Here is a 21,609-nt window from a genome sequence, read left to right on the forward strand (position 1 = left end):
TTCAGAGGTAACTTGTTGATGCTTCAAGTACGCTAGGCCAAACTTGGATGATGTGTCAACTATTCCCGGGTAAAGTGGTGACCATGACAGACACCCGGTGGCTCGACGCCGACGAACAGCGGGCTTGGCGCCGGTACCTGCGCATGCACGCCGAGCTCACGACCCGGCTGGCACGCCAGCTGCAGACCGACTCCGACCTCTCGATGGCCGACTTCGAGGTGCTGGTGAACCTCACCGACGTACCTGAGGGGCGGATCCGGGTCACGGAACTGGCCAAGTCGCTCCAGTGGGAGAAGAGCCGGCTGTCCCATCACTTTTCGCGCATGGAGAAGCGCGGTTTAGTAGTTCGGGAGAACTGCCCGAGTGATGCTCGCGGCGCGTTCGTCGTCCTCACCCCGGATGGACGGTCGGCGATCGAGGCCGCGGCCCCCGGCCACGTGGAGACGGTGCGCCGGTTGATGTTCGACGGTCTCACCGCCGAGCAGGTCGAGGCGCTCGAGTCGATCGCCGACGTCGTCCTGGATCGCATCGGCCGCGACGAGGCCGAGGACGTGCGCTCCGCGTAAGCCGGAGCCGCCGGGGCAGAATGGGCGCAGAGCGCCGGGGCCGGGGTGGCGCTGACGAGAGGAGCGGTTGGTGCTGAAGTTCGGGTACAAAGCATCGGCGGAGCAGTTCGGTCCGCGGGAGTTGCTCGACTACGCCGTCCACGCCGAGAAGGCGGGCTTCGATTCGGTGTGGGTTTCCGACCACCTGCAGCCGTGGCGGCACGACGACGGCCACGCGCCGAACGCGATCGCCTGGCTGGGTGCGCTCGGCGCTTCGACCGAGCGCGTGCAGATGGGCACCAGCGTGCTGACGCCGACGTTCCGCTACCACCCGGGTCTGATCGCCCAGGTCTTCGCGACGCTCGGGCTGCTCTACCCGGATCGGGTGATCCTCGGGGTCGGCTCCGGTGAGTCGATGAACGAGGTGCCGCTGGGCGTCGAGTGGCCGGACAACAAGGAGCGCTTCGCCCGGCTCAAGGAAGCCATCGAGATCATCAAGCTGCTCTGGGCCGAGGACCGGGTCGACTACGAGGGCCGGTTCTGGAAGCTCGACAAGGCGACGGTCTACGACAAGCCCTCGACGCCTGTGCCGCTCTACGTCGCCGGGTCGGGGCCCGCGGCCACGCGGATGGCCGGCCGGATCGGCGACGGGTACATCACGACGTCGGGCAAGGCTCCGGAGCTCTACACCGACAAGCTGCTGCCTGCGCTGAACGAGGGCGCGGAGAAGGCCGGTCGCAACGTTCAGGACCTCGACCTGATGATCGAGGTCAAGGTGTCGTTCGATCCCGATAAGGCCAAAGCGCTCGAAGACACCCGGTACTGGGGTGCCCTCGCGCTCAAGCCCGAAGAGAAGAGCGACGTCGAGGACCCGATCGAGATGCAGCGGCTGGCCGACGCGCTGCCCACCGAGCGCACCGCGTCGCGGTTCATCGTCTCCGACGAGCCGGAGGAGCACGTCGCGGCGATCAAGCGGTACATCGATCTGGGCTTCACCCACCTCGTGTTCCACGCGCCCGGCCCCGACCAGGCACGTTTCCTCGACCTGTACGGCGAGCAGATCCTCCCGCTGCTGCGCAAGCAGGGCTGACGCACTGTCCACTGTGCCGGCGCGATTGAACGCGCCGGCACGGGGAATGACTCCCGTCACTTCTGAACGCGCTGAGTGCTAGCCCTGTCGGTTACATTCAGACGTCGGAGTCGCACTCAATGTGGCCTCTGGGCCGCATCTGATCGAGGTGAGGGGCGTGAGCGACGCGCGTCGGCGATTCGTGATCTCGCACGTCGGCCGGGATCGGCCGTGGGCGGAGTGGATCGCGGCCCGACTCGCTGACGCGAGTTCGTCCGACACCGTCGAAGTCCGGTTGGCCGGATGGGGCTGGGAAACCGGTCAGCCGTTGCCCGAGGCACTGCACGACTGCCTTCTCGACGCCGATGGGCCGGTCGAGCGGGTCGTGCTGGTCTTCTCCGCGTCGCTGGTGGAAGCCCACGAGTACGTCGACAACGGGAAGTCCGATCTCTCGTTGCTCGGCAGGGTCGTTCCGGTGCGGGTGGAGCCCGTCACCGTGCCGGAGCCCTGGTCGGGTGTGGCCGGTGCGACGCTGTACGACGCGTCACCGGCTGCGGCCGCAGAGCGCGTGATCGCAGCCGTACTCGGCCACTCGACCAGGCCGGCTCCATCCGCTCCGGGCGGTGCGGCCGGTGGCGCACTGGCGCCCGCCGCAACTCGGTCGAGGTTGCCGGGGCACCGCCCGGACGTCTGGAACGTCCCGGCGCGCGAGGGCGCCTTCGTCGGGCGTGACGACGCGCTGACCCGCCTGCGGACGGCCCTGAGCGCGGACGGTCGGGTCGCGGTGGAGGGCCGCTTCGGGATGGGCGGGGTCGGCAAGACCCGGCTCGCGCTGGAGTACGCGCACCGCTTCGGCGCCGACTACGACCTGGTCTGGTGGATCCCCGCCGACCGCCCGGTGCTCGTCGGAGACCAGTTCGCGGCCCTGGCGATCCGATTGGGACTCGTCGGCCCGGCGACCGACACCGGCACCGCGGCCACCGTGGCGCGCACCTATCTGCGCCGGAACACCAACTGGCTGGTGGTTTTCGACAACGCGGAGTCGGCCGAGTCGCTGGCGCCGTGGCTGCCCGGCGGCGAGGGCCACACGATCATCACCTCACGGACGTCGGGGTGGGCACCGGTCGCGGCGACGCTCGAGGTCGACCTGTTCAGCCGCGCCGAGTCGATCCAATTGCTGCGTGGCCACGATCCGGGGCTGAGCGCGATGGAGGCCGGCCGGTTGGCTCCGGTGCTCGGTGACCTGCCGCTCGCCGCCGTGCTCGCGGCCGGCTACCTGGTGGAGACCGACACCCGGCCCGCCGACTACCTCACCGAACTCGCCCAGCACGTCGCGTACGTGCTCGACGAGCAGCGGTCGGTGAACTATCCGCACGCGCTGGCCGGGGCGATCTCGACCGCGACGAGTTGGCTGGCCAACCGCGATCCGGTCGCGTTGGCGCTGGTGCGGGTCTGTGCGTTCCTCGCTCCGCGTCCGGTTCCCGTCGGCCTGCTCGGTCTCGCCGATCCCAATCTCTCCGACGTGGGGGATCGCTGGTTCCGTCGCCACCCGCTGGCGGCGCTGGAGGGGATCGCGGACGGGAGCGCGGTGCTCGAGCGGAGCGTCGAGCGGTTGCAGCGGCTCGGGCTCGTGCAGGTCGAGCGGCGCAGCCGGTTCGGCGTCGCGATCGACGATCCGCTCAACGTGTCGCACGGCGTCGTGACGCTGCACCGGCTGGTCGCCGCGATCCTGCGTGACCAGCTCGGCGCCGATCGCCGGGACGCGGTACGCACCCATGTCGACGGTCTGATCGCCGCCGCCGACCCCGGTGACCCCACCGACACGCAGCGCTGGGCCGCCTGGACCCTGCTCCTCCCGCACCTCTACGCGGCCGATCCGGCGCACTCCGACCACGGCGGGCTGCGGGCGACAGCGGTGTCGGCCGCGCGGGTGCTGCTCGCCCGCGGTGACGTCCGGTCGGCGCGGGATCTGGCCGACCAGCTGCACCGCCGCTGGCTCGACCGGCTCGGCCCCGACGACGAGGACACGCTGCGCGCCGCTCGCTGCCTGGCGCAGACCCTGCGGACGCTCGGCCGGTTCGAGGCCGCCCAGGAGCTCGACGTCGATCTGCTGCGTCGTCGCCGGGAGACGCTCGGCGAGGACCACTCCGACAGCCTGTCGGCCGCCACGGATCTCGCCGACGACGCGTGGGGGCTCGGTGACGTCGGTCTCGCGCGCCAGCTCGACGAGGAGATCCTCGCGAGCCGCCGGCGAGTGCTGGGGGAGTCGCATCCCAGTGCGATCGAGTCGGCCCGCCGGCTCGCGCGTGACCTCGCGGCGCTGGGTGAGGCGAAACGCGCCGAAGAGCTGCGCACCTGGGTGGAACACACGGAGACCACTCACCGTGACGCGGGCTGAGTAACGTCGTCCGTCAATACCGGAGTGCCGGGCCTTGAAGCTGCCGGCTCGCCGGTTCGTGGAGCCACCGGCGAGCCGGCTCTCGAACCGAGAGCGATCGTGGTGCCCGGCGTTCGGTTCCCGGGTGCGGTGCGAACCCCGGCGTCGTTCTGGGACCTGCTCGACGCGGGCGCTCGGGTATTGGCGAGGTCCCCGCGGGCCGCTGGGAGCAAGTCAGCGACGAGCCCCTGTCCGTTCCGCGGTGGGGTGGGTTTCTCGCTGACGTGAGCCGCCCGGATCACGCCGCGCGAGGCCCGATCGGAACGTTGAGGTAGCGCAGAGAAAGCCAAGATAGAGCTCGTCGCGATCCATTTCAGGCCGCTGACTCGAGTGCCAAGTCGCGCTGCATGGACGGTGAGGCCACATTGACGACGGTGTCGTCGAGCGACGTGACAAATGCGGCCAGCGCAATTGGCACCAGCACCACACGAGAAGGCACCGGGCGTCCTCCTTGTCGGGTGGAGTGGTCACAAGTGACCCACTGCGCCCCGACCGGCACGTCATCCTGGCAGGAAGATCGCCATGAAGTGGTCGTTCCGGAGATATCGCCGCGCACGACGGGCGCGTTGCAAAACGTCGACCAGAAAGCTCTGAATGGAGGAAGAAACGGCGGAAGAGCCTAACGCAGAGTATTTACGAGAAAATTCGGAGCGTTTCGGTAATTCATGGTACCGACACCATTTCCGGTTCCGGCCGCGTAACCTCTCTGTTGACAGTTGCAACGCGTCGTTAATACTCTGCCGTTTAGTGTCAATTACTGTCCGTGCTCGGATGGAGGTGGCCTGGTGTCGCAATTAGCGGTGCGGCCGGGTGCGTTCGAGCCCTGGTCCGGGCTGCCGGCCGAGTTGGCGGAAGTCATCAAGCCGGAACTCGGCACGCTGGCCGAGGAGATCGTCGAGGCGGTCCGCGAGGGGATCCCCGAGTTCGGCCGGTCGATGGGGGAGTCCTACGAGTACGTGATCCGGGTCGGCGTCGAGCGGGCGCTGACGCAGTTCGCCGACAAGGTAGGAGACCCGAACCTCGAGGTCGACGACTGGGACGCCGTCCACCGCAAGCTGGGTTACGGCGAGTTCCAGCAGGGCCGCAGCCTGGATGCGCTGCAGGCCGCGTACCGGCTCGGCGCCCGGGTCGCCTGGCGTCGTCTGGCCGACGCGGGGCTGCGGCTCGACCTGCCCGCGCCGCTGTTGTTCCAGCTGGGCGAGGCAGTGATCGCGTACGTCGACCAACTGGCCGCGCTCTCGGTCGAGGGTTACGCCGAGGCGCAGGCGCATGCCGCCGGTGCGCGCGAGCGGCGTCGGCGCCAGTTGATGCAGATGCTGCTGTCCGATCCGCCGCCCTCCGCGGCGGCGATCGCCGACATGGCCAAGACCGCGCGGTGGTCAGTGCCCGAGCGGCTGGTCGCGATCGCGCTGGAGCCGCGCGCCGACGACCGGGAGCTGACGCTGCCCGATCTCGGCCCCGCAGTGCTCATCGACCTGGAGGGCAGCGAACCCTGCCTACTGGTGCCGGAGACGCAGCTCGAACGCACCGAAGCGGCGCTGCGCTCGGTGCTGCGCTCCTCTCGCGCGGCCATCGGTCTGCCGGTGGCGGTGCCCGACGCGCGGCGGTCGCTGCGCTGGGCCCGGCGCGCGCTGGCGTTCCTGCGCCGCGGCACGCTGAGCAACCAGCAGGTCGTCCGTACCGCCGATCATCTGTCCACGCTGCTGCTGCTCGCCGACGAAGCGCTGGTCGAGGTGTTCGCCGAGCGTCGCCTGGCGCCGTTGCGGCAGCTCACCGTCAAGCAGCAGGCGCGGCTGAGCGAGACGCTGCTCGCGTGGCTGGAGACCCGCGGTGGCGCGCCGGAAGTGGCGTCGCGGCTACAGGTGCACCCGCAGACCGTTCGGTACCGCCTGCGGCAGCTCGAGGCGCTGTTCGGCGAGCAGTTGCACGATCCGGACTCGCGGTTCGAGCTGGAGTGCGCCCTCCGCGCGCTGGCCGTCGTGAAGGCGCCCAGCGCGGACTAAGCGGGAGCCAGGACCTCGGCGACTTTCGCCAGCAGGCTCCGCCGGGTGAATGGTTTCTCCACCAACGTCACGTCCGGGCCGATCGTTCCCTTTGACGTCAGCAGGGGCTGGGCGAACCCGGACATGAACAGCACCCGCATCGACGGCCGTTCGAGCCGGAGCCGGCGGGCCACTTCCTGGCCGGACAGACCCGGCATCGTGACATCGGTGAGCAGCAGGTCGATCGAGCCCTCGTAGGCGCTCGCCAGCTGGGCCGCCTCGTCGCCCGACCCGGCCGACAGCACCGCGTACCCGCCGCGCCCGAGGATGATCTCGATCGACTTGCGCAGGTCGGGCTCGTCGTCGACGACCAGCACGGTGCGTTCGGGTTTCGCCTCCTCCGCGGGCGCCGAGGGATTCTGCGCCCCGGGCCGCGCCGACGGTTCGCCGGACGACGCCGGCAACAGCACGGTCACCGACGTGCCCCACCCCGGCCGGGACCGCAGGTACACGTGGCCGGCGGCCTGCGACACGATCCCGTACACCGAGGCCAGGCCCAGCCCGGTGCCCTGGCCCTCGGGTTTCGTCGTGTAGAACGGCTCGAACGCGCGCTCGGCCACCTCCGGCGGCATGCCGGTGCCGGTGTCGGTGACGCGCAGCTGCACGTACCGGCCGTCGGTGAGCCCGTAGCGCGCGGCCTGCGCGGAATCGAGAGCGACGTTCACCGCGTCGATCTGCAGCGTGCCGCCCTTCGGCATCGCGTCGCGGGCGTTCACCGCGAGGTTCACCAGCACCTGCTCGATCCGGCCCGGGTCGGCGGTGACCGGCCAGAGGTCCGGGTCGCTGCTCGTCGACACCCGGACGTCGGCGCCGAGCGTTCCCGACAGCAGGCGCACGACGTCGCCCATGGCCTCACTGAGCAGGAAGACCTGCGGACGCACCACCTCGCGCCGACCGAACGCGAGCAACTGTTTGGTCAGGCGCGAGCCACGCTCGGCGGCCTGCTGCATCTGTTCGACGGCGCGCCGGGCGCCGGCGAGCCTGTCGTCGCTGCTGTTGCCGGCCGCAAGGCCGGACAGGTCTTCTTCGGCGATCGACGCGTGGCTCAGGATGATCGCCAGCACGTTGTTGAAGTCGTGGGCGACGCCGCCGGCCAGCTGGCCGAGGCTGTCGAGCCGCTGCGAGCGCTGCAGTTCGTTCTCCAGCCGCACCCGCTCGGCCTCGCCCTCCAGGCGGGCGGTGATGTCGTGCACGGTGACGGCGATCAGGAGGCCGTCTTCGGTGAGCAGTGACGACAGCAGGATCTCGGCTGGGAACACGGTGCCGTCCCGGCGGTACCCGGCCAGGCGGGTCGGCTCCGAGACGGCGTCCCGCGGATCGTGGTGGGACTCGGCGGCCACTGCTTTCTGCGCGTCCGGCAGCAGGGTCTCGATCTGTTCGCCGATCAGGTCGTCGACGAGATAACCGAACGTGCGTGCGGCCTCGGTGTTCGCCATTCGGATCCGACCGTTCACGTCCACGCCGACGATCGGGAGCGGGGTCGCGTTGAGCAGCCAGCGGAACTTGGCCTCGGCGCGCTCGGAGTCGGAGAGGTCGCGGGCGGCGTACGCCATGCCGGCGATGCCACCGTGCGGTCCGACGATCGGCGACGCGGAGACGCTCACCGCCACCCGTCGGCCGTCCGACCGGACTATCTGACCGTCGGGGATGTGCACGGTCTCGCCCTCGAGCACCTTGGTGAGCGTCTCGGTGACCAGATCCGCGTGCACCGGCTCGACGAACGTGCTGATCGGGCGGCCGATCATCTCGTCGGCGGTCCAGCCGTAGACGCGCTCGGCGGCCGTGTTCCAGGACGTGATCGTCCCGTCGGTGGAGGCGCTGACGATCGGCGCGTGGGCGTGTTCGACGATCGCGGAGAGCCACCGCATGCGCTCGACGGCCCGGTTGCGCTGGCCGAGGTCGCGGATCGCGACGGACGTGAGTTGCCCTTCGGGCGTGTCCATCTGTGTCAGCGACAGCTCGGCATGGAACTCGGAGCCGTCCTTGCGGCGGCAGGCCATCTCGACGCCGCCGGTGATCTCCCCGAGCTCGGCGGGCTCACGCAGCAGATCGTCGAGGGGGCGCAGAGACAGCTCGTCCCAGCTGTAGCCGAACAGGTCCTCGGCACCGGAGTTGGCCTGGGTGATGCGGCCGTCGGGGTCGATCGCGACGATCGCAGGGGGCATCTCTTGGACACCGTGTTCGGTCACGCCGCCCCCATATCGCTGCAGTTTCTACCGTTACGAGCGGATTGTAGCTTTTGGCGCGCTGCGCGCAGCTGTGCAAGCCTTCGCTCGTGAGTGCGGACGCCGTGGCGGAGCTGGTTTCGGAGCACGGCCGGGTCGTTCGCGAGGTGGTGCTCGCGCTGGGGGAGCGGGGGTGGACGCTTGCTGATCTCGTGCGGGAGTTCGCCGTGCCCAGGCGGACGGTGGAAGAGGTACTGACCGCTGTCGGCGACGATCTGGCGCCCGGTGAGCTCCTGCGGATCCAGGGTGATCGGGTGGCGTCGTACCGGGAGCGGTTCGGCTCGGTGGCCACCGAGCTGGCGGATCCGCTGGGGCCGGCCCTGGCAACTGCCGGTGACCTGCTGGCCGAGGTGGGCCGGTTGCGGGCGGCGGCACCACCGCCTCGGCGGGCTCTCGACCATGTGGCGGCCACCCCGGAGACCGCGGTGCGCCGCGCCCTCTGGCTCGACGCGCACTTCGACCTCGACGGCGCGCACCTGCTGTGCGTCGGCGACCACGATCTGACCGCGCTCGCGACCTGCCTGCTGCGTCCCGGGCTCACCGCGACAGTGGTCGACGTCGACGAGCGGCTCCTCGCGTACGTCGACTCGGTCGGGCTCGGAATTCGGTGCGTGTTCGGTGACCTGCGGTTCGGGCTCCCCTCGGTTGCCGCCGGGCGGGCCGGGATCGCGTTCACGGACCCGCCGTACACCCCCGACGGCATCGGGCTCTTCCTCGAACGGGCGATCGAGGGGCTCGCACCTGGCGGCCGGATCCTGCTCGCGTACGGCTTCTCGCCGCGGACGCCCGCGCTGGGGCTGGCGGTCCAGCGCACGTTCGGCGAGCTGGAGCTCGCCGTGCAGGCGCAGTGGCCGGCGTTCTCCCGGTACGTCGGTGCGCAGGCGATCGGTAGTGCCAGCGACCTGTACCTCTTGCTCCCGACGAGCAGGGCGCGCCGGAAGGGCCGCGTCAAGCCGACGATCTACACCCACGGCGAACAGTCCGCCGAAGCCACCGCCACCCTCGACCCTGTCCTCGCCACCACCCTGCTGTCTTCCGCGTCGGGCCCAGATCGTCTACCCGTCCTGGGCGTGACCCCCGTCCCCGGCACTCTGGCCCCCGCCACCGCTCTCGGCGCCGCGGCCGGTCGAGCCGCGCCGGGCGGTGCGGCCGCGGGCGGTGCGGTCACGGGCGGTGCGGTCACGGGCGGAGGGGGCGCGAGCTCGGGGGCCCTGAGCGGGGAACGGGCGCTCGGGGCGGTGTGGAGCGGTGGCGTGCCGGGGCCGGCGCGGGCGGGCGCGGTCGCGGTGGATGCGTCGGCTGACCCGGGTGCCTGGTTGCTGCGGATACTGCTCGCTGTCGACGCCCAGCGAGTCGCCGTCGCGGTCGCGAACAACCACCCCGACCTGGCCGACGCGGCAGGTCAAAAAGCCCTCGCCGACCTCGTCGCACCGAAATGGTCCCTGCGGTTCCGTCGCAGCACGCCGGGCCCCGCCGCCGCGATCGTGGAGGCGGTGACAGCGCCCACCGCGGACGACCCGGGCGATCGCCTCGTCCGCCACGTCCTCGACCGCGCCCACGGCCGCCTGGTCAACGTCTGGCGCGACGGCCTGGTCACCCATGCCGAGTTGAGCAAGCCCGACGCCGCCACATGCGTCGCGAACTTCCTCCCCGCCGCCGCGGGGGAGGGCTCCGCCGCGCCGAGCCCCGGCGGGCTCGAGGGGGAGGGCACGCTCATGGAGATCCCGCGGCACCGCCTGGCGCCGCTCCTCGCGGCCATCCGCGCCTCCGCCCACGCGGATTGACAGGAAGCCGTCCGCCACCAGGGGGCGGGCTCGACGATTTCCTGGCAATCCGCGCCGCGACGGAGCCCCGAACGGGCCCGCTTCCGCACCGAGCGGAACTGCGCCCTGAGAACGGGATTTTTCTGACACGACGACGCTAGGTAGACCCCCGCCGTTTTGAACGGGAGAGACGGACTATTCTGCTCGCAAGGCTTGCCAGCCGCGGGCCAGCACCAGGCCCAGCGACGCCGATCTGCCAGGAGGGTCCGGCTGTGACCATCGAAGCCGAACGCATCGAACCGGAACCGATCGTGAGCCGGCCATGGCCGGTGCGCGAGTCGGCGAAGGGCAGCGCGTTGGCCCGGATCATCCGGACGACCGACGCGAAGCAAATCGGCATCATGTACCTGATCACGTCGTTCTTCTTCTTCGCCGCGGCCGGCGTCATGGCGCTGCTCATGCGCGCCGAGCTGGCCCGGCCGGGGCTGCAGTTCCTGTCGAACGAGCAGTACAACCAGCTGTTCACGATGCACGGCTCGGTGATGCTGCTGCTCTTCGGCACGCCCCTGGGCTTCGCGTTCGCGAACTTCCTGGTGCCGCTGCAGATCGGCGCGCCCGACGTGTCGTTCCCGCGGTTGAACGCGTTCGCGTACTGGGCGTTCGCCTTCGGCGGTCTGATGGTGCTCTCGGGCTTCCTGACGCCGGGCGGTGCCGCCGACTTCGGCTGGTTCGCCTACGCGCCGCTGAACTCCGAGATCAACTCGCCGGGTGCCGGCGCCGACCTCTGGATCGTCGGCTTCGCGATCTCCGGTCTGGGCACGATCCTCGGTGCGGTCAACATCATCACGACGATCCTGACGATGCGCGCGCCGGGCATGACGATGTTCCGGATGCCGATCTTCACCTGGAACATGCTGGTCACCAGCCTCCTCGTGCTGATGGTCTTCCCGATCCTGACCGCCGCGTTCTTCGGCCTGCTGGCCGACCGGCATCTCGGGGCGCACGTCTACGACGCCGACACCGGTGGGCCGATCCTCTGGCAGCACCTGTTCTGGTTCTTCGGGCATCCAGAGGTCTACATCCTCGCCCTACCGTTCTTCGGCATCATCACCGAGATCATCCCGGTGTTCAGCCGCAAGCCGCTGTTCGGCTACAAGGGCCTGGTGGGCGCTACGGTCGCCATCGCGGCGCTGTCGATGACCGTGTGGGCGCACCACATGTTCGTCACCGGCGCGGTGCTGCTGCCGTTCTTCAGCTTCCTCTCGTACCTGATCGCGGTGCCCACGGGCATGAAGTTCTTCAACTGGATCGGCACGATGTGGCGAGGTCAGTTGACGTTCGAGACGCCGATGCTGTTCGCGGTCGGGTTCCTCGTGACGTTCCTCTTCGGTGGTCTGACCGGTGTTCTGCTGGCCAGCCCGCCGGTGGACTTCCACGTCTCGGACAGCTACTTCGTGGTGGCGCACTTCCACTACGTGCTGTTCGGCACGATCGTGTTCGCCGCGTTCGGTGGGATCTACTTCTGGTTCCCGAAGATGACCGGGCGGATGCTCGACGAGCGTCTCGGCAAACTGCACTTCTGGTTGACGTTCATCGGGTTCCACACCACGTTCCTGGTGCAGCACTGGCTCGGTAACGAGGGCATGCCCCGGCGGTACGCGGACTACCTGGCCAGCGACGGGTTCACCACCCTGAACACGATCTCCACGATCGGCGCGTTCATCCTGGGTATCTCGACGCTGCCGATCATCTGGAACATCTGGAAGTCGTACAAGCTGGGTCGGGTCGTGACCGTTGACGACCCGTGGGGGTACGGGGGCGGCCTCGAGTGGGCGACGTCCTGCCCGCCGCCGCGGCACAACTTCATCGAACTGCCGCGCATCCGCTCGGAGCGCCCCGCATTCGACGTGAAGTTCCCCCACCTGGCCCCCTGGGCCAACGAGGTGAAAAATCCTCAGCAGCCTCCGATCAACGCTTGACGCAATCACCGAAATGGCCGGCCCCTCACGGGGCCGGCCATTTGCGTGGAGTGGCTCACACGGGACGGGTCGGGTTCAGCGTGACGAGCGCTGGCGTTCTACGGTGAGTTAACGCCACCGCATTACCACCAGCCGCGGAACCGGAGCGATGACTCACAGCACGCGTGCCCTGCTCACCGTCACGGGCGCCGACCGACCCGGCGTCACCGCGGCCCTCTTCTCCACGCTGGCGACGCTCGAACTCGAGGTCCGCGACGTCGAACAGGTCGTGATCCGCGGCCAGCTCCTCCTCGGCGTCTCGGTGGAGCTGCCCTCCGCCGACGACCTGCCGGCGGTGAAGGACAAGGTCTCGAACCTGGGCCGCGCCCTCGGCGTCTGGATCGAGGTCGCCCTCGCCCCCACCCCCGACGCGCCGATGACCCGCCGTCAGGAAAAACCGCACCACGTCACTGTGCTCGGCCGCCCCCTCACCGCCTCTGCGGTCGCGGCGATCGCATCCGGCATCAGCGACCTGGGCGGCAACATCGACGCGATCACCCGCCTCTCCAAGTACCCGGTCACCAGCCTCGAACTCCGCGTCTCGGGGGTCGAGAACGCCCCGCTGCGCAGCATGCTCTCCGCTGTCGCCACCGACCACCTCATCGACGTCGCCGTGGAGCGCAGTGGGCTCTCCCGACGCGCCAAGCGGCTCGTCGTGTTCGACGTCGACTCGACGCTGATCACCGGCGAGGTGATCGAGATGCTCGCCGCGCACGCCGGCCCCGAGGCCGAGGCGGAGGTGGCCGCCGTGACGGCCGCCGCCATGCGCGGCGAACTCGACTTCGCCGACTCTCTGCACCAGCGCGTCAAAGCCCTCGAGGGCCTCGACGCGGTCGTGCTGGAGAAGGTCCGCAGCGAGGTGAAGCTGACGCCGGGCGCCCGCACGCTGGTGCGCACGCTCAAGCGCATGGGCTTCCTCTGCGGCATCGTGTCCGGAGGCTTCACCCAGGTCACCGACCACCTCGTCGACCTGCTCGGGCTGGACTACGCGGCGGCGAACACGCTCGAGGTCGTCGACGGTGTCCTCACCGGGCGCGTGATCGGCGACATCGTCGATCGGCCCGGCAAGGCGACAGCGCTGAAGAACTTCGCCGTGGCGGCTGGCGTGCCGATGGCCCAGACCGTCGCGGTCGGCGACGGCGCCAACGACATCGACATGATCAGCGCTGCGGGCCTCGGCATCGCGTTCAACGCGAAACCGGCGCTGCGCGAGGTCGCCGACACCGCGCTGAACCAGCCCTACCTCGACGCTGTCCTGTTCTTCCTCGGCGTCTCCCGCGAAGAGATCGACGAGGTCGACGAAGACTAGAGCTCGCGGGCCAGGACCGCCGCCTGGGTGCGGCTCCGCAGCCCCAGTTTGGCCAGGATGCGGCTGACGTGGGTCTTGGTGGTCGCCTCCGCCATGTCCAGGGCGAGAGCGATCTCCGCGTTCGACAGGCCCCCGCCGAGATGGTCGAGCACCTCCCGCTCGCGGGGCGTCAGCTTCTCCAGCCCCGCCGGCGGTTCCACAGTGCGCACCGCGCCGCGCGCGAACGCGTCGATGAGCCGACGCGTGACCCGCGGCGCCACCATGCCCTCTCCGGCGGCCACGAGCCGCACCGCGGCGATCAGATCCGCCGCCTCGGTGTCCTTGAGCAGGAACCCCGCAGCACCGGCCCGCAGCGCGCCGAACACGTATTCGTCGAGGTCGAACGTCGTCAGCACCAGAACGTCCGCCAGGCCTTCGGCGACCAGCGCCGCCGTCGCGCCGATCCCGTCGAGCTTCGGCATCCGTACGTCCATCACGACGACGTCCGGCCGCAGCGAACGGGACAGCTCCACCGCCTGCTGACCGTCCCCCGCCTCACCGACGACCTCGATGTCGGGAGCCGAGGAAAGGATCAGCACCAGCCCGGTCCGCACCGCCGACTGGTCGTCCGCGACCAGCACTCGAATGCTCACAGCGGGATCGAGGCGTGCACACGCCACCGTCCTTCCCGCGGGCCCGCATCCAGGGCACCGCCCACCAGCGCGGCCCGCTCGGCCATTCCGACCAGGCCCGCGCCGCCGGGCAGCGGGAACCCACCACTCAGAGCGAACGGAGTGGCGACGTCGAGCAGCGCGTTCTCGACGGTCAGGGTCAGTGCGTCGGGTCGGTAGCGCACCACGGCTTCTACCGGTTGGCCCGGTGCGTGTTTGCCGGCGTTGACGAGGGCCTCCTGGAGGATGCGGTAGCCGGCGAGTTCCACCGCCGGTGACAGTGGGCGCGCTTCGCCGTCGATCTTCAGCGTCGTCAGCGTGTCCACCTCACGCATACGGTCCACCAGCGCGTCGAGCTGGTCCAGGCGTGCCTCGGCGGGGGAGTCGGCACCCTCACCCGCCCGCAGGACGTCGATCAGGTGACGCATCTCGGCGAGCCCGCTGACGCTGTGCTGGCGGATCAGTTCGATCGACTGGCGGGTCGTGTCGCCGTAGTCGTCCCTCGCCAGCGCGGCGGTCGAGTGCAGGGCGATCACGCTCAGGTCGTTGGCGACCAGGTCGTGCAGATCGCGGGCCACCCGGGTGCGTTCGGCCATCACCGCGGCCCGCTGGTCCAGCTCCGCCAGCCGCGCAGTCTGCTCGGCCCGCTCGCGTTCGGCGGTGGCCCGGAGCTGCTCGGCCGTCGCCCGTTCCTGCTCGGCTGTCGCCCGCTCGCGCTCGGCCGCGGCGGTCTGCCGGTGCCGCCGGACGGTCATCGCGGTGTCCACCGGCAGCACGGTGAACAGCGCCGCCTGGACGCCGAGCAGCACCCCGGTCAGGTTGCCCTCCAGAACCAGCCCGACGCCGGTGAAGATCAGCACCGCGCCGACCGAGCCGATCATCATCGCCCGGCCGACCCGCGCCGAACCCTGCTCGGTGACGACGTACAGCGCGTTGGCCAACACGCAGATCGTCAGCAGGTTCGGCCCGACGAGCCAGTCGACGGTCAACGCGACAGCGGCGATCGCCAGGCTCGCCCACGCGTAGTCGCGCAGGAACAGCAGCGAGAGCGCGGAGGCCCCGAGCGTCGCCACCCCGACCCACGACGTCAGCGGATACCCGAACTGGAACAGCAGCAGGCCGCCGACGAACACGCCGAGCGCCGAGAGGACATCGCGCCCCCGCAGTTCCCACCCGCCCAGCCGCATGACCCGATTCGATCACGCGTCAGAGCTCCGTGCCTCGACTCCACCGACGGTGCGCGCTTGCCCGACGTCCACCGAAGGATGTAGGGACGGAAGCGGGGAACGTCCGCCGGACGGCGTACGGGCAGTTCGTCGCACGGGCCGACGCCGGAGCCCCCGCTCGCCGGGACGCTGGTGAGCATGGTTGCCGTCATCATCGCGTGCGAGGTCGGGTTCTGGGTTCTGCTGGGGGCCGGGCTCGCGGCCAGATACCTGCTACGGCAGAAGACGCTGGGCGCGGTGCTGCTCGTGGCCACCGCGTTCGTCGACCTGGTCGCGCTGATCGCGGCCGTGATCGACCTGCGCGGGGGTGCGACGGCCGACTGGTCGCACGGGCTCGCCGCGCTGTACATCGGGTTCTCGGTGGCCTTCGGCCCGACCCTGGTGCGCTGGGCCGACGAACGCTTCGCGCACCGGTTCGCGGGCGGCCCCCCGCCGACCAAGCCACCGAAGTACGGTCGCGGCCGGGCCGTCTACGAGTGGAAGCTGTGGTTCCGCGCGGTGGTCGCGTGCGCGATCTCCGGTGCGCTGCTGTTCGCCGCGATCCGCCTGGTGGACGACGCCGAGCGCACCGAGGCGCTCGGCGGGACGCTGTCCGTGCTCCCGAGAATCGTGCTCATCTGGGGAATCGTCGCGCTGACCTACACGGTGTTCCCCAAGGCCGCGAAGGTGGTCGGCTAGGCGACGACCGGCTCGCCGACCAGCGTCACTCCGGCCTGCTCGAGTTCGGTCAGCGCACGCTGGGTGGTCGGAGCGGCGACACCCGCGGTGAGGTCGAGCAGGACGGTCGTGGCGAAGCCGTTGCGGGCGGCGTCCAGCGCGGTGGCACGCACGCAGTGGTCGGTCGCGATACCGACGACGTCCACTTCGGTCACGTCGTGCTCGCGGAGCCAATCGGTGAGGTTCTTGCCGTCGGAAGCGCCTTCGAAGCCCGAGTACGCAGCGGCGTACTCGCCCTTGTCGAAGATCGCCTCGACCCGCGCGGTGTCGAAGTTCGGGTGCAGCTCGACGCCACCCGTGCCCACGACCGTGTGCGCGGGCCACGTGTCGACGAAGTCGGGCTGGTCGGAGAAGTGGTGGCCAGGGTCGATGTGGTGATCGCGGGTCGCGACGACGCGGTCCCACTGGCGGGCGTCGGCGGCCAGCGCCGCGGAGATGCCGGTGGCGACACCCGCGCCACCGGTGACGGCGAGCGAACCGCCTTCGCAGAAGTCGTTCTGGACGTCGACGACGATCAACGCACGGGCCATCAGTTACCCCTAACTGAAAATGACAGGGATGGCAGGGTCACCCGCGGAGAGGCTCAGGCCCTCCCACGGAAGCGTCACGAGTGCCTTCTCCAAGTGGTCCCGGGAGGCCGTCAGCGTCGGAGCGTCCGCCGTCCGGACACCGGCACGCACCAGCGGAATCTGCAGCGGACGGTCGTGTTCCCCCAGCTCCGGAGAGCCGAGCGAGACGACTTCCTCGACCGCGGTGCCGGTGGAGCGGTGACGGCGTACGGCGGTCTTGCGGCCGCCGCGGGACGCCTTGTTCTCGCTGCGCTTGGCGACCGGGCGGCCTTCGACCTCGACCAGTTTGTAGACCATTCCGGCAGTGGGGGCGCCGGAGCCGGTGACGACCGACGTACCTGCCCCGTACGCGTCCACCGGAGCAACCGCCAGCGCGGCGATCGAGTACTCGTCGAGGTCGCCCGAGACGACGATGCGGGTGCTGGTGGCCCCGAGCGAGTCCAGCTGCTGGCGCGCCTGCACCGCCAGTACGCCGAGGTCACCGGAGTCGATCCGGACCGCGCCCAGCTGCGGACCGGCCACCTCGATCGCGGTGCGGATGCCCGCGGTGATGTCGTAGGTGTCGACGAGCATCGTGGTGCCGACGCCGAGCGCCGCGAGCTGACCGGTGAACGCGGCCTTCTCCGTGTCGTGCAGCAGCGTGAACGCGTGCGCGCTGGTTCCGGTGGTGGGAATGCCGTAGCGGCGGCCGGCCTCGAGGTTCGACGTCGCGGTGAACCCCGCAAGGTAGGACGCGCGGGCGGAAGCCACCGCCGCTTCCTCGTGCGTGCGGCGCGACCCCATCTCGATCAGCGGCCGGTCACTGGCCGCGATGACCATCCGCGCGGCCGCGGTGGCGATCGCCGAGTCGTGGTTGAGGATCGACAGCGCGAGCGTCTCCAGCAGCACGGCCTCGGCGAACGTGCCGCGGACGGTGAGGATCGGCGACCCCGGAAAGTACAGCTCGCCCTCGGCGTAACCGTCGATGTCACCGCTGAAGCGGTAACTGGCCAGCCATTCCGCGGTCTGGTCGTCCACGGCGCCCGCGCTTCGCAGGAACTCGAGGTCGTCGGCGTCGAATCGGAAGTCGACCAGGGCGTCCAACAGCCGACCGGTGCCACCGACGACGCCGAAGCGGCGCTCCTTCGGCAACCGGCGCGCGAACACCTCGAAGACGCACTCACGGTGGGCCGATCCGTCGCGCAGCGCGGAGGCCAGCATCGTGAGCTCGTAGTGGTCGGTCAGCAGTGCTGTCCCCATGCCCACCAGCGTACGAGCCGCTTCTCGAATACTTGTTGCCCGGGGTTGTTGCGAGAACGTCCAGCGATGGCACGATGGGACTCATGACCGCTCCGATGGTCGCTCCGGCGGAGACGCCGAGCACCGCAGAAAGGCCCGCGCACCAGAAGCCGTGGGTCACTGTCGTCTGGGACGATCCGGTCAACCTGATGTCGTACGTGACCCTCGTCTTCCAGAAGCTTTTCGGCTACGACAAGCCCAAAGCCACCCAGCTCATGCTCGACGTGCACCAGAAGGGCCGCGCAGTCGTGTCCAGCGGTACCCGCGAAAAGATGGAGCTCGACGTCGCTCGGCTCCACTCGCACGGGCTCTGGGCCACGCTGCAGCAGGATTGACATGACCTATGGCTTCACACGTTCGCACAACGCACTGACGCTGCGGCTGAGCGCCGAGGAGGCGCAGGCCGTCGGGTTGGTGGTCGCGCAGGTCGCCGGTCTGATCCAGGCCGGTGACCGGCGCGGTGTCATGAGCCTCGACCTGGGTCCGGGTTCGCTCGGCCGGGCTTCAGAGGCGCCACGGGAACCCTTCGACGTCTTCGACGATTTCGACAAGATCGAGCCCGACCCCGAGGACCTCGAGGTCGAGCTCGTCGAAGACGGTGTCGCGGGGCCGAGCCTCGATCCGGTGCTGGCCCGGCTCTTTCCGGACGGCTACCGGGACGACGCCGAGGCGGCCGCCGAGCTGCGCAGCCTCACCGAGTCCTCGCTGCGCGAGGAGAAGATCGGCAACGCCGGCGTCATCCTCGACGATCTGCCGTTCGAGGGCGGCGAGATCCGCCTGGACGCCGACCGCGCCGAAGCGTGGCTGCTGGCGCTGAACGACGCCCGGCTGATGCTCGGTACCGCGCTGGAGATCGAAGCCGACACCGATCCGCTGGCCGAGTTGGATGCCGCCGCGGGCGCCGACCCGACCGGTGCGCGGGTGCTGGGGTTGTCGCTCTATCAGTTTCTGACCGGATTGCAGGCCAGCCTGGTGGACGCGCTCGACCCGGAGTAGCAAAGCTCACCGCCGTGGGGCGGTCCGCGCTAGGTACGCTGGGCGTCGTGTTGAAACTCGACCGGGCCATTTACGACGCCATCGTGGCGCACGCCCGCCGCGACCACCCCGACGAGGCGTGCGGTGTGGTGGTGGGTCCGGCCGGCAGTGACCAGCCCGTCCGGTTCATCCCGATGCTGAACGCGGCCCGGTCGCCCACGTTCTACGAGTTCGACTCCACGGACCTGTTGAAGCTGTACCGGGAGATGGACGACCGGGACGAAGAGCCCGTCGTCATCTACCACTCCCACACCGCGACCGAGGCGTACCCGTCGCGGACCGACATCTCCTACGCCAACGAACCCGGCGCGCACTACGTGCTGGTCTCGACGCGCGAGGAGGAGACCGTCGAGTTCCGGTCGTTCCGCATCGTCGACGGTGCGGTGACGGAGGAGCCGGTGGAGCTCGTATGACTCCGACTCAGTCATACCTGTTCGCTCACACGCGGGTCGAAGTCGTCTACGACTGTCGTCACCGCTGACTTTCGGCTTCCCGTTCAGTTATTTCCAGGAGTGTTCCATGGCCATTGAAGTTCGCATCCCGACCATTCTGCGCACCTACACCGGCGGCGAGAAGACCGTACAGGGCGAGGGCGCCACACTCGAGGCGCTGATCGGCGACCTCGACGGCAAGTACCCGGGCCTGCGTGGCCGCCTCGTCACCGACGAGGGCTCCCTGCACCGGTTCGTGAACGTCTACGTCAACGACGAGGACGTGCGGTTCACCGGATCGCTGGAGACCGGGCTCAAGGACGGCGACGAGGTCACCGTTCTTCCGGCCGTCGCCGGCGGCTGATAGTTCCGCGGAGGCGTGAACACTCTGGGGGCCTATAGCCCCTCGGAGTGTTCATGCCTCGGGAACGGGAAGGGCTGGAACCATGGCTCGTTACGACTCGTTGCTCGACGCGCTCGGTGACACGCCCCTCGTCGGGCTGCCGCGACTCTCACCCAGCGAGAACGTCCGCATCTGGGCGAAGCTCGAAGACCGCAACCCGACCGGTTCGGTGAAGGACCGCCCGGCGATCTACATGATCACCGAGGCCGAGCGTGAGGGGCACCTGCGCCCCGGCGACACGATCCTCGAACCGACGAGCGGCAACACCGGTATCTCGCTGGCGATGGCCGCGAAGCTCAAGGGCTACCGGCTGATCTGCGTGATGCCGGAGAACACGTCGATCGAGCGTCGTCAGCTGCTCGGCATGTACGGGGCCGAGATCATCCCGTCGCCGGCGGCCGGGGGTTCGAACCAGGCCGTGGCGATGGCCAAGCAGCTGGCCGAGGAGCACCCCGACTGGAAGATGCTCTACCAGTACGGGAATCCGGCGAACGCGCGTGCCCACTACGAGACGACCGGCCCGGAGATCCTGCGCGACTGCCCGACGATCACGCACTTCGTCGCCGGGCTCGGGACGACCGGCACGTTGATGGGTACCGGGCGCTACCTGCGCGAGAAGGTGCCGGACGTGCAGATCATCGCGGCCGAGCCGCGGTACGGCGAGCTCGTGTACGGGCTGCGGAACATCGACGAGGGCTTCGTTCCCGAGCTGTACGACGCCAGCGTGCTCACCACGCGGTTCTCGGTGGGGCCGCGGGATGCGTTGCTGCGCACGCGGCAGCTCATCGAGGTGGAGGGCATCTTCGCCGGTATCTCCACCGGCGCGATCCTGCACGCGGCGCTCGCGGCCGCCCACAAGGCCGTGAAGCTCGAACAGCGCGCCGACGTCGTCTTCATCGTCGCCGACGGCGGCTGGAAGTACCTCTCCACCGGCGCCTACGCCGGCACCCTAGCCGAAGCTGAGGCCGCCCTAGAAGGCCAACTCTGGGCTTAGAGGGCGGCCCGCCCAGGACGACGCTGCCGAGCCAGCGCGAGGTCTTGAGTATCAGTTATACGAGGCGACCTCGCGCTGGATCGGCAGCGCCGCCCTGGGCGGGCTCCAGGTTCAAGCAAATGCACATGCACATGGTTAGTTGGACGGTAGGGGAGCGCCGAATTTGACGGGGACGCCGTGGGAGAAGAGGACGCTCGGGGGAGGGCCCTGGATGCCGGGGAGACCGGCGGCTTTCAGGAGGCTCTCGTCCAGGCCCAGTAGCGTTGCTGTGCGTAGCGGCCAGATGGGGTGGTCGTTGGGGAGATAGATCGTCTTGCCTCGTAGCACGGTGTGTAGGCCCCAGCGGGCGGTGAGGAAGTCGTTGAGAGGGCTGGGCGGGGACGGAGCGCCCGGGAACACGGTGAACCCGGCGTGGGGGCCTTTGTCGGGCCAGCGGCGGACGCTCCGGTAGGCGTACGCACCGTCCGGTTCGTGGTGGACGCTCATCTTCGACCAGACGTAGTTCAGGCCGAACAGGGAGCGTCCGATCACTACGGGCAGTAGCCGCGCGGCGTCCAAGGACCGGAACACGACGCCCCGGCGGCCGGCCGCGTCCACCGAGTAGAGCCGCACGTTCGTCTCGGCGAAACGTCCGAAGTACGGAACACCGACGCCGAGCCCCACGCGGTCCATCGTGAACCCGATCAGCCCGACGTAGGTCACGCCGTCGAGCGTGTCCGGCTCGGTGCCGGGCGGCAGCAACGGCGCCACGGCCCCGGGCTCGACCGGCCAGTGCAGGAACGCCAGATCCCGCCACCACTGCGTCATGATCGCCCGCTCGATCGTGCGTGGGGCCGTGAGTGTCACGGGTTCGGCGCTCATGTCTCCAGTCTGCCACCCCGTGGTAATCCCAAATAAT

The 21,609-nt window shown here is 69.7% G+C and carries 20 protein-coding genes; 13 read left to right on the plus strand and 7 right to left on the minus strand.

Annotation, left to right across the window (positions count from 1 at the left end; genetic code table 11):
• The first annotated feature begins 83 nt into the window (after positions 1 to 83).
• From ACGFY5_RS05070 to fxsT, 3 genes are all read left to right on the plus strand, one after another.
• On the plus strand, positions 84 to 566 hold the full coding sequence (locus ACGFY5_RS05070; RefSeq protein ID WP_392717454.1) for a MarR family winged helix-turn-helix transcriptional regulator: 483 nt from the start codon (positions 84 to 86) through the stop codon (positions 564 to 566).
• A 70-nt stretch (positions 567 to 636) separates the two neighbouring features.
• A complete protein-coding gene (gene fgd, locus ACGFY5_RS05075; protein ID WP_392717456.1) occupies positions 637 to 1,635 on the plus strand; it encodes a glucose-6-phosphate dehydrogenase (coenzyme-F420) in 999 nt (332 codons plus the stop codon).
• 157 nt (positions 1,636 to 1,792) lie between these two features.
• The gene (gene fxsT, locus ACGFY5_RS05080; protein WP_392717458.1) at positions 1,793 to 4,012 is read left to right on the plus strand and encodes an FxSxx-COOH system tetratricopeptide repeat protein; all 2,220 of its coding nucleotides are present in this window, start codon (positions 1,793 to 1,795) and stop codon (positions 4,010 to 4,012) included.
• 352 nt (positions 4,013 to 4,364) lie between these two features.
• Here the strand turns inward: fxsT and ACGFY5_RS05085 are convergent, their stop codons facing one another.
• Positions 4,365 to 4,490: a hypothetical protein gene (locus tag ACGFY5_RS05085; protein WP_392717460.1), complete on the minus strand. Its 126-nt coding sequence runs from the start codon at positions 4,488 to 4,490 to the stop codon at positions 4,365 to 4,367.
• A 346-nt stretch (positions 4,491 to 4,836) separates the two neighbouring features.
• Here ACGFY5_RS05085 and ACGFY5_RS05090 point away from each other — a divergent pair, with 346 nt between their 5' ends.
• Entirely contained in the window at positions 4,837 to 6,054 is a 1,218-nt protein-coding gene (locus tag ACGFY5_RS05090; protein WP_392717462.1) for a PucR family transcriptional regulator, read from the plus strand.
• Here ACGFY5_RS05090 and ACGFY5_RS05095 read toward each other — a convergent pair.
• Positions 6,051 to 8,282: a PAS domain S-box protein gene (locus ACGFY5_RS05095; protein WP_392717464.1), complete on the minus strand. Its 2,232-nt coding sequence runs from the start codon at positions 8,280 to 8,282 to the stop codon at positions 6,051 to 6,053. The two genes, ACGFY5_RS05090 and ACGFY5_RS05095, sit on opposite strands and share 4 nt — an antisense overlap.
• An 86-nt stretch (positions 8,283 to 8,368) precedes the next feature.
• On the opposite strand from ACGFY5_RS05095, the gene ACGFY5_RS05100 reads away from it, so the two are divergent.
• The 3 genes from ACGFY5_RS05100 (at position 8,369) to serB (ending at position 13,408) form a co-directional block, all read left to right on the plus strand.
• Positions 8,369 to 10,102 carry a bis-aminopropyl spermidine synthase family protein gene (locus ACGFY5_RS05100; RefSeq protein ID WP_392717466.1) on the plus strand — a complete coding sequence of 578 codons (1,734 nt, stop codon included), beginning with the start codon at positions 8,369 to 8,371 and terminating at the stop codon, positions 10,100 to 10,102.
• A 251-nt stretch (positions 10,103 to 10,353) separates the two neighbouring features.
• Complete coding sequence (gene ctaD, locus ACGFY5_RS05105) at positions 10,354 to 12,060, plus strand: cytochrome c oxidase subunit I (RefSeq protein WP_392717468.1); 1,707 nt, start codon at positions 10,354 to 10,356, stop codon at positions 12,058 to 12,060.
• A 148-nt stretch (positions 12,061 to 12,208) separates the two neighbouring features.
• Positions 12,209 to 13,408: a phosphoserine phosphatase SerB gene (gene serB, locus ACGFY5_RS05110; protein ID WP_392717470.1), complete on the plus strand. Its 1,200-nt coding sequence runs from the start codon at positions 12,209 to 12,211 to the stop codon at positions 13,406 to 13,408.
• On the opposite strand, the gene ACGFY5_RS05115 is transcribed toward serB, so the two are convergent.
• Both ACGFY5_RS05115 and ACGFY5_RS05120 read right to left on the minus strand, forming a co-directional pair.
• On the minus strand, positions 13,405 to 14,040 hold the full coding sequence (locus ACGFY5_RS05115; RefSeq protein ID WP_392717472.1) for a response regulator: 636 nt from the start codon (positions 14,038 to 14,040) through the stop codon (positions 13,405 to 13,407). The two genes, serB and ACGFY5_RS05115, sit on opposite strands and share 4 nt — an antisense overlap.
• Positions 14,037 to 15,245, minus strand: a complete 1,209-nt coding sequence (locus ACGFY5_RS05120; RefSeq protein ID WP_392717474.1) for a sensor histidine kinase — start codon at positions 15,243 to 15,245, stop codon at positions 14,037 to 14,039. Before ACGFY5_RS05120 ends, ACGFY5_RS05115 begins: the two co-directional genes overlap by 4 nt.
• 177 nt (positions 15,246 to 15,422) lie before the next feature.
• On the opposite strand from ACGFY5_RS05120, the gene ACGFY5_RS05125 reads away from it, so the two are divergent.
• Positions 15,423 to 15,962 (plus strand): hypothetical protein, encoded by a 540-nt coding sequence (locus ACGFY5_RS05125; RefSeq protein ID WP_392717476.1) that lies wholly within the window; start codon positions 15,423 to 15,425, stop codon positions 15,960 to 15,962.
• Here the strand turns inward: ACGFY5_RS05125 and ACGFY5_RS05130 are convergent.
• Positions 15,959 to 16,531 (minus strand): isochorismatase family protein, encoded by a 573-nt coding sequence (locus tag ACGFY5_RS05130; protein WP_392717478.1) that lies wholly within the window; start codon positions 16,529 to 16,531, stop codon positions 15,959 to 15,961. The two genes, ACGFY5_RS05125 and ACGFY5_RS05130, sit on opposite strands and share 4 nt — an antisense overlap.
• A gap of 9 nt (positions 16,532 to 16,540) precedes the next feature.
• On the minus strand, positions 16,541 to 17,809 hold the full coding sequence (locus ACGFY5_RS05135) for a nicotinate phosphoribosyltransferase (protein WP_392717480.1): 1,269 nt from the start codon (positions 17,807 to 17,809) through the stop codon (positions 16,541 to 16,543).
• Positions 17,810 to 17,892: 83 nt separating this feature from the next.
• On the opposite strand from ACGFY5_RS05135, the gene clpS reads away from it, so the two are divergent.
• The 5 genes from clpS to ACGFY5_RS05160 all read left to right on the plus strand — a co-directional run bounded on the left by clpS (position 17,893) and on the right by ACGFY5_RS05160 (position 20,711).
• Complete coding sequence (gene clpS / locus ACGFY5_RS05140) at positions 17,893 to 18,183, plus strand: ATP-dependent Clp protease adapter ClpS (protein ID WP_392717482.1); 291 nt, start codon at positions 17,893 to 17,895, stop codon at positions 18,181 to 18,183.
• A gap of 1 nt (position 18,184) precedes the next feature.
• Positions 18,185 to 18,844 carry a DUF2017 family protein gene (locus ACGFY5_RS05145; protein WP_392717484.1) on the plus strand — a complete coding sequence of 220 codons (660 nt, stop codon included), beginning with the start codon at positions 18,185 to 18,187 and terminating at the stop codon, positions 18,842 to 18,844.
• A gap of 47 nt (positions 18,845 to 18,891) precedes the next feature.
• The gene (locus ACGFY5_RS05150) at positions 18,892 to 19,296 is read left to right on the plus strand and encodes a Mov34/MPN/PAD-1 family protein (protein WP_392717486.1); all 405 of its coding nucleotides are present in this window, start codon (positions 18,892 to 18,894) and stop codon (positions 19,294 to 19,296) included.
• Between the two features lie 106 nt (positions 19,297 to 19,402).
• Positions 19,403 to 19,678 carry a MoaD/ThiS family protein gene (locus tag ACGFY5_RS05155; RefSeq protein ID WP_392717488.1) on the plus strand — a complete coding sequence of 92 codons (276 nt, stop codon included), beginning with the start codon at positions 19,403 to 19,405 and terminating at the stop codon, positions 19,676 to 19,678.
• Positions 19,679 to 19,760: 82 nt separating this feature from the next.
• The gene (locus tag ACGFY5_RS05160) at positions 19,761 to 20,711 is read left to right on the plus strand and encodes a PLP-dependent cysteine synthase family protein (protein ID WP_392717489.1); all 951 of its coding nucleotides are present in this window, start codon (positions 19,761 to 19,763) and stop codon (positions 20,709 to 20,711) included.
• 135 nt (positions 20,712 to 20,846) lie between these two features.
• Here the strand turns inward: ACGFY5_RS05160 and ACGFY5_RS05165 are convergent, their stop codons facing one another.
• The gene (locus ACGFY5_RS05165) at positions 20,847 to 21,572 is read right to left on the minus strand and encodes a YqjF family protein (protein ID WP_392717491.1); all 726 of its coding nucleotides are present in this window, start codon (positions 21,570 to 21,572) and stop codon (positions 20,847 to 20,849) included.
• Positions 21,573 to 21,609: the final 37 nt, after the last annotated feature.

It is taken from the genome of Cryptosporangium sp. NPDC048952 (assembly GCF_043197895.1).
Classification (GTDB): domain Bacteria; phylum Actinomycetota; class Actinomycetes; order Mycobacteriales; family Cryptosporangiaceae; genus Cryptosporangium.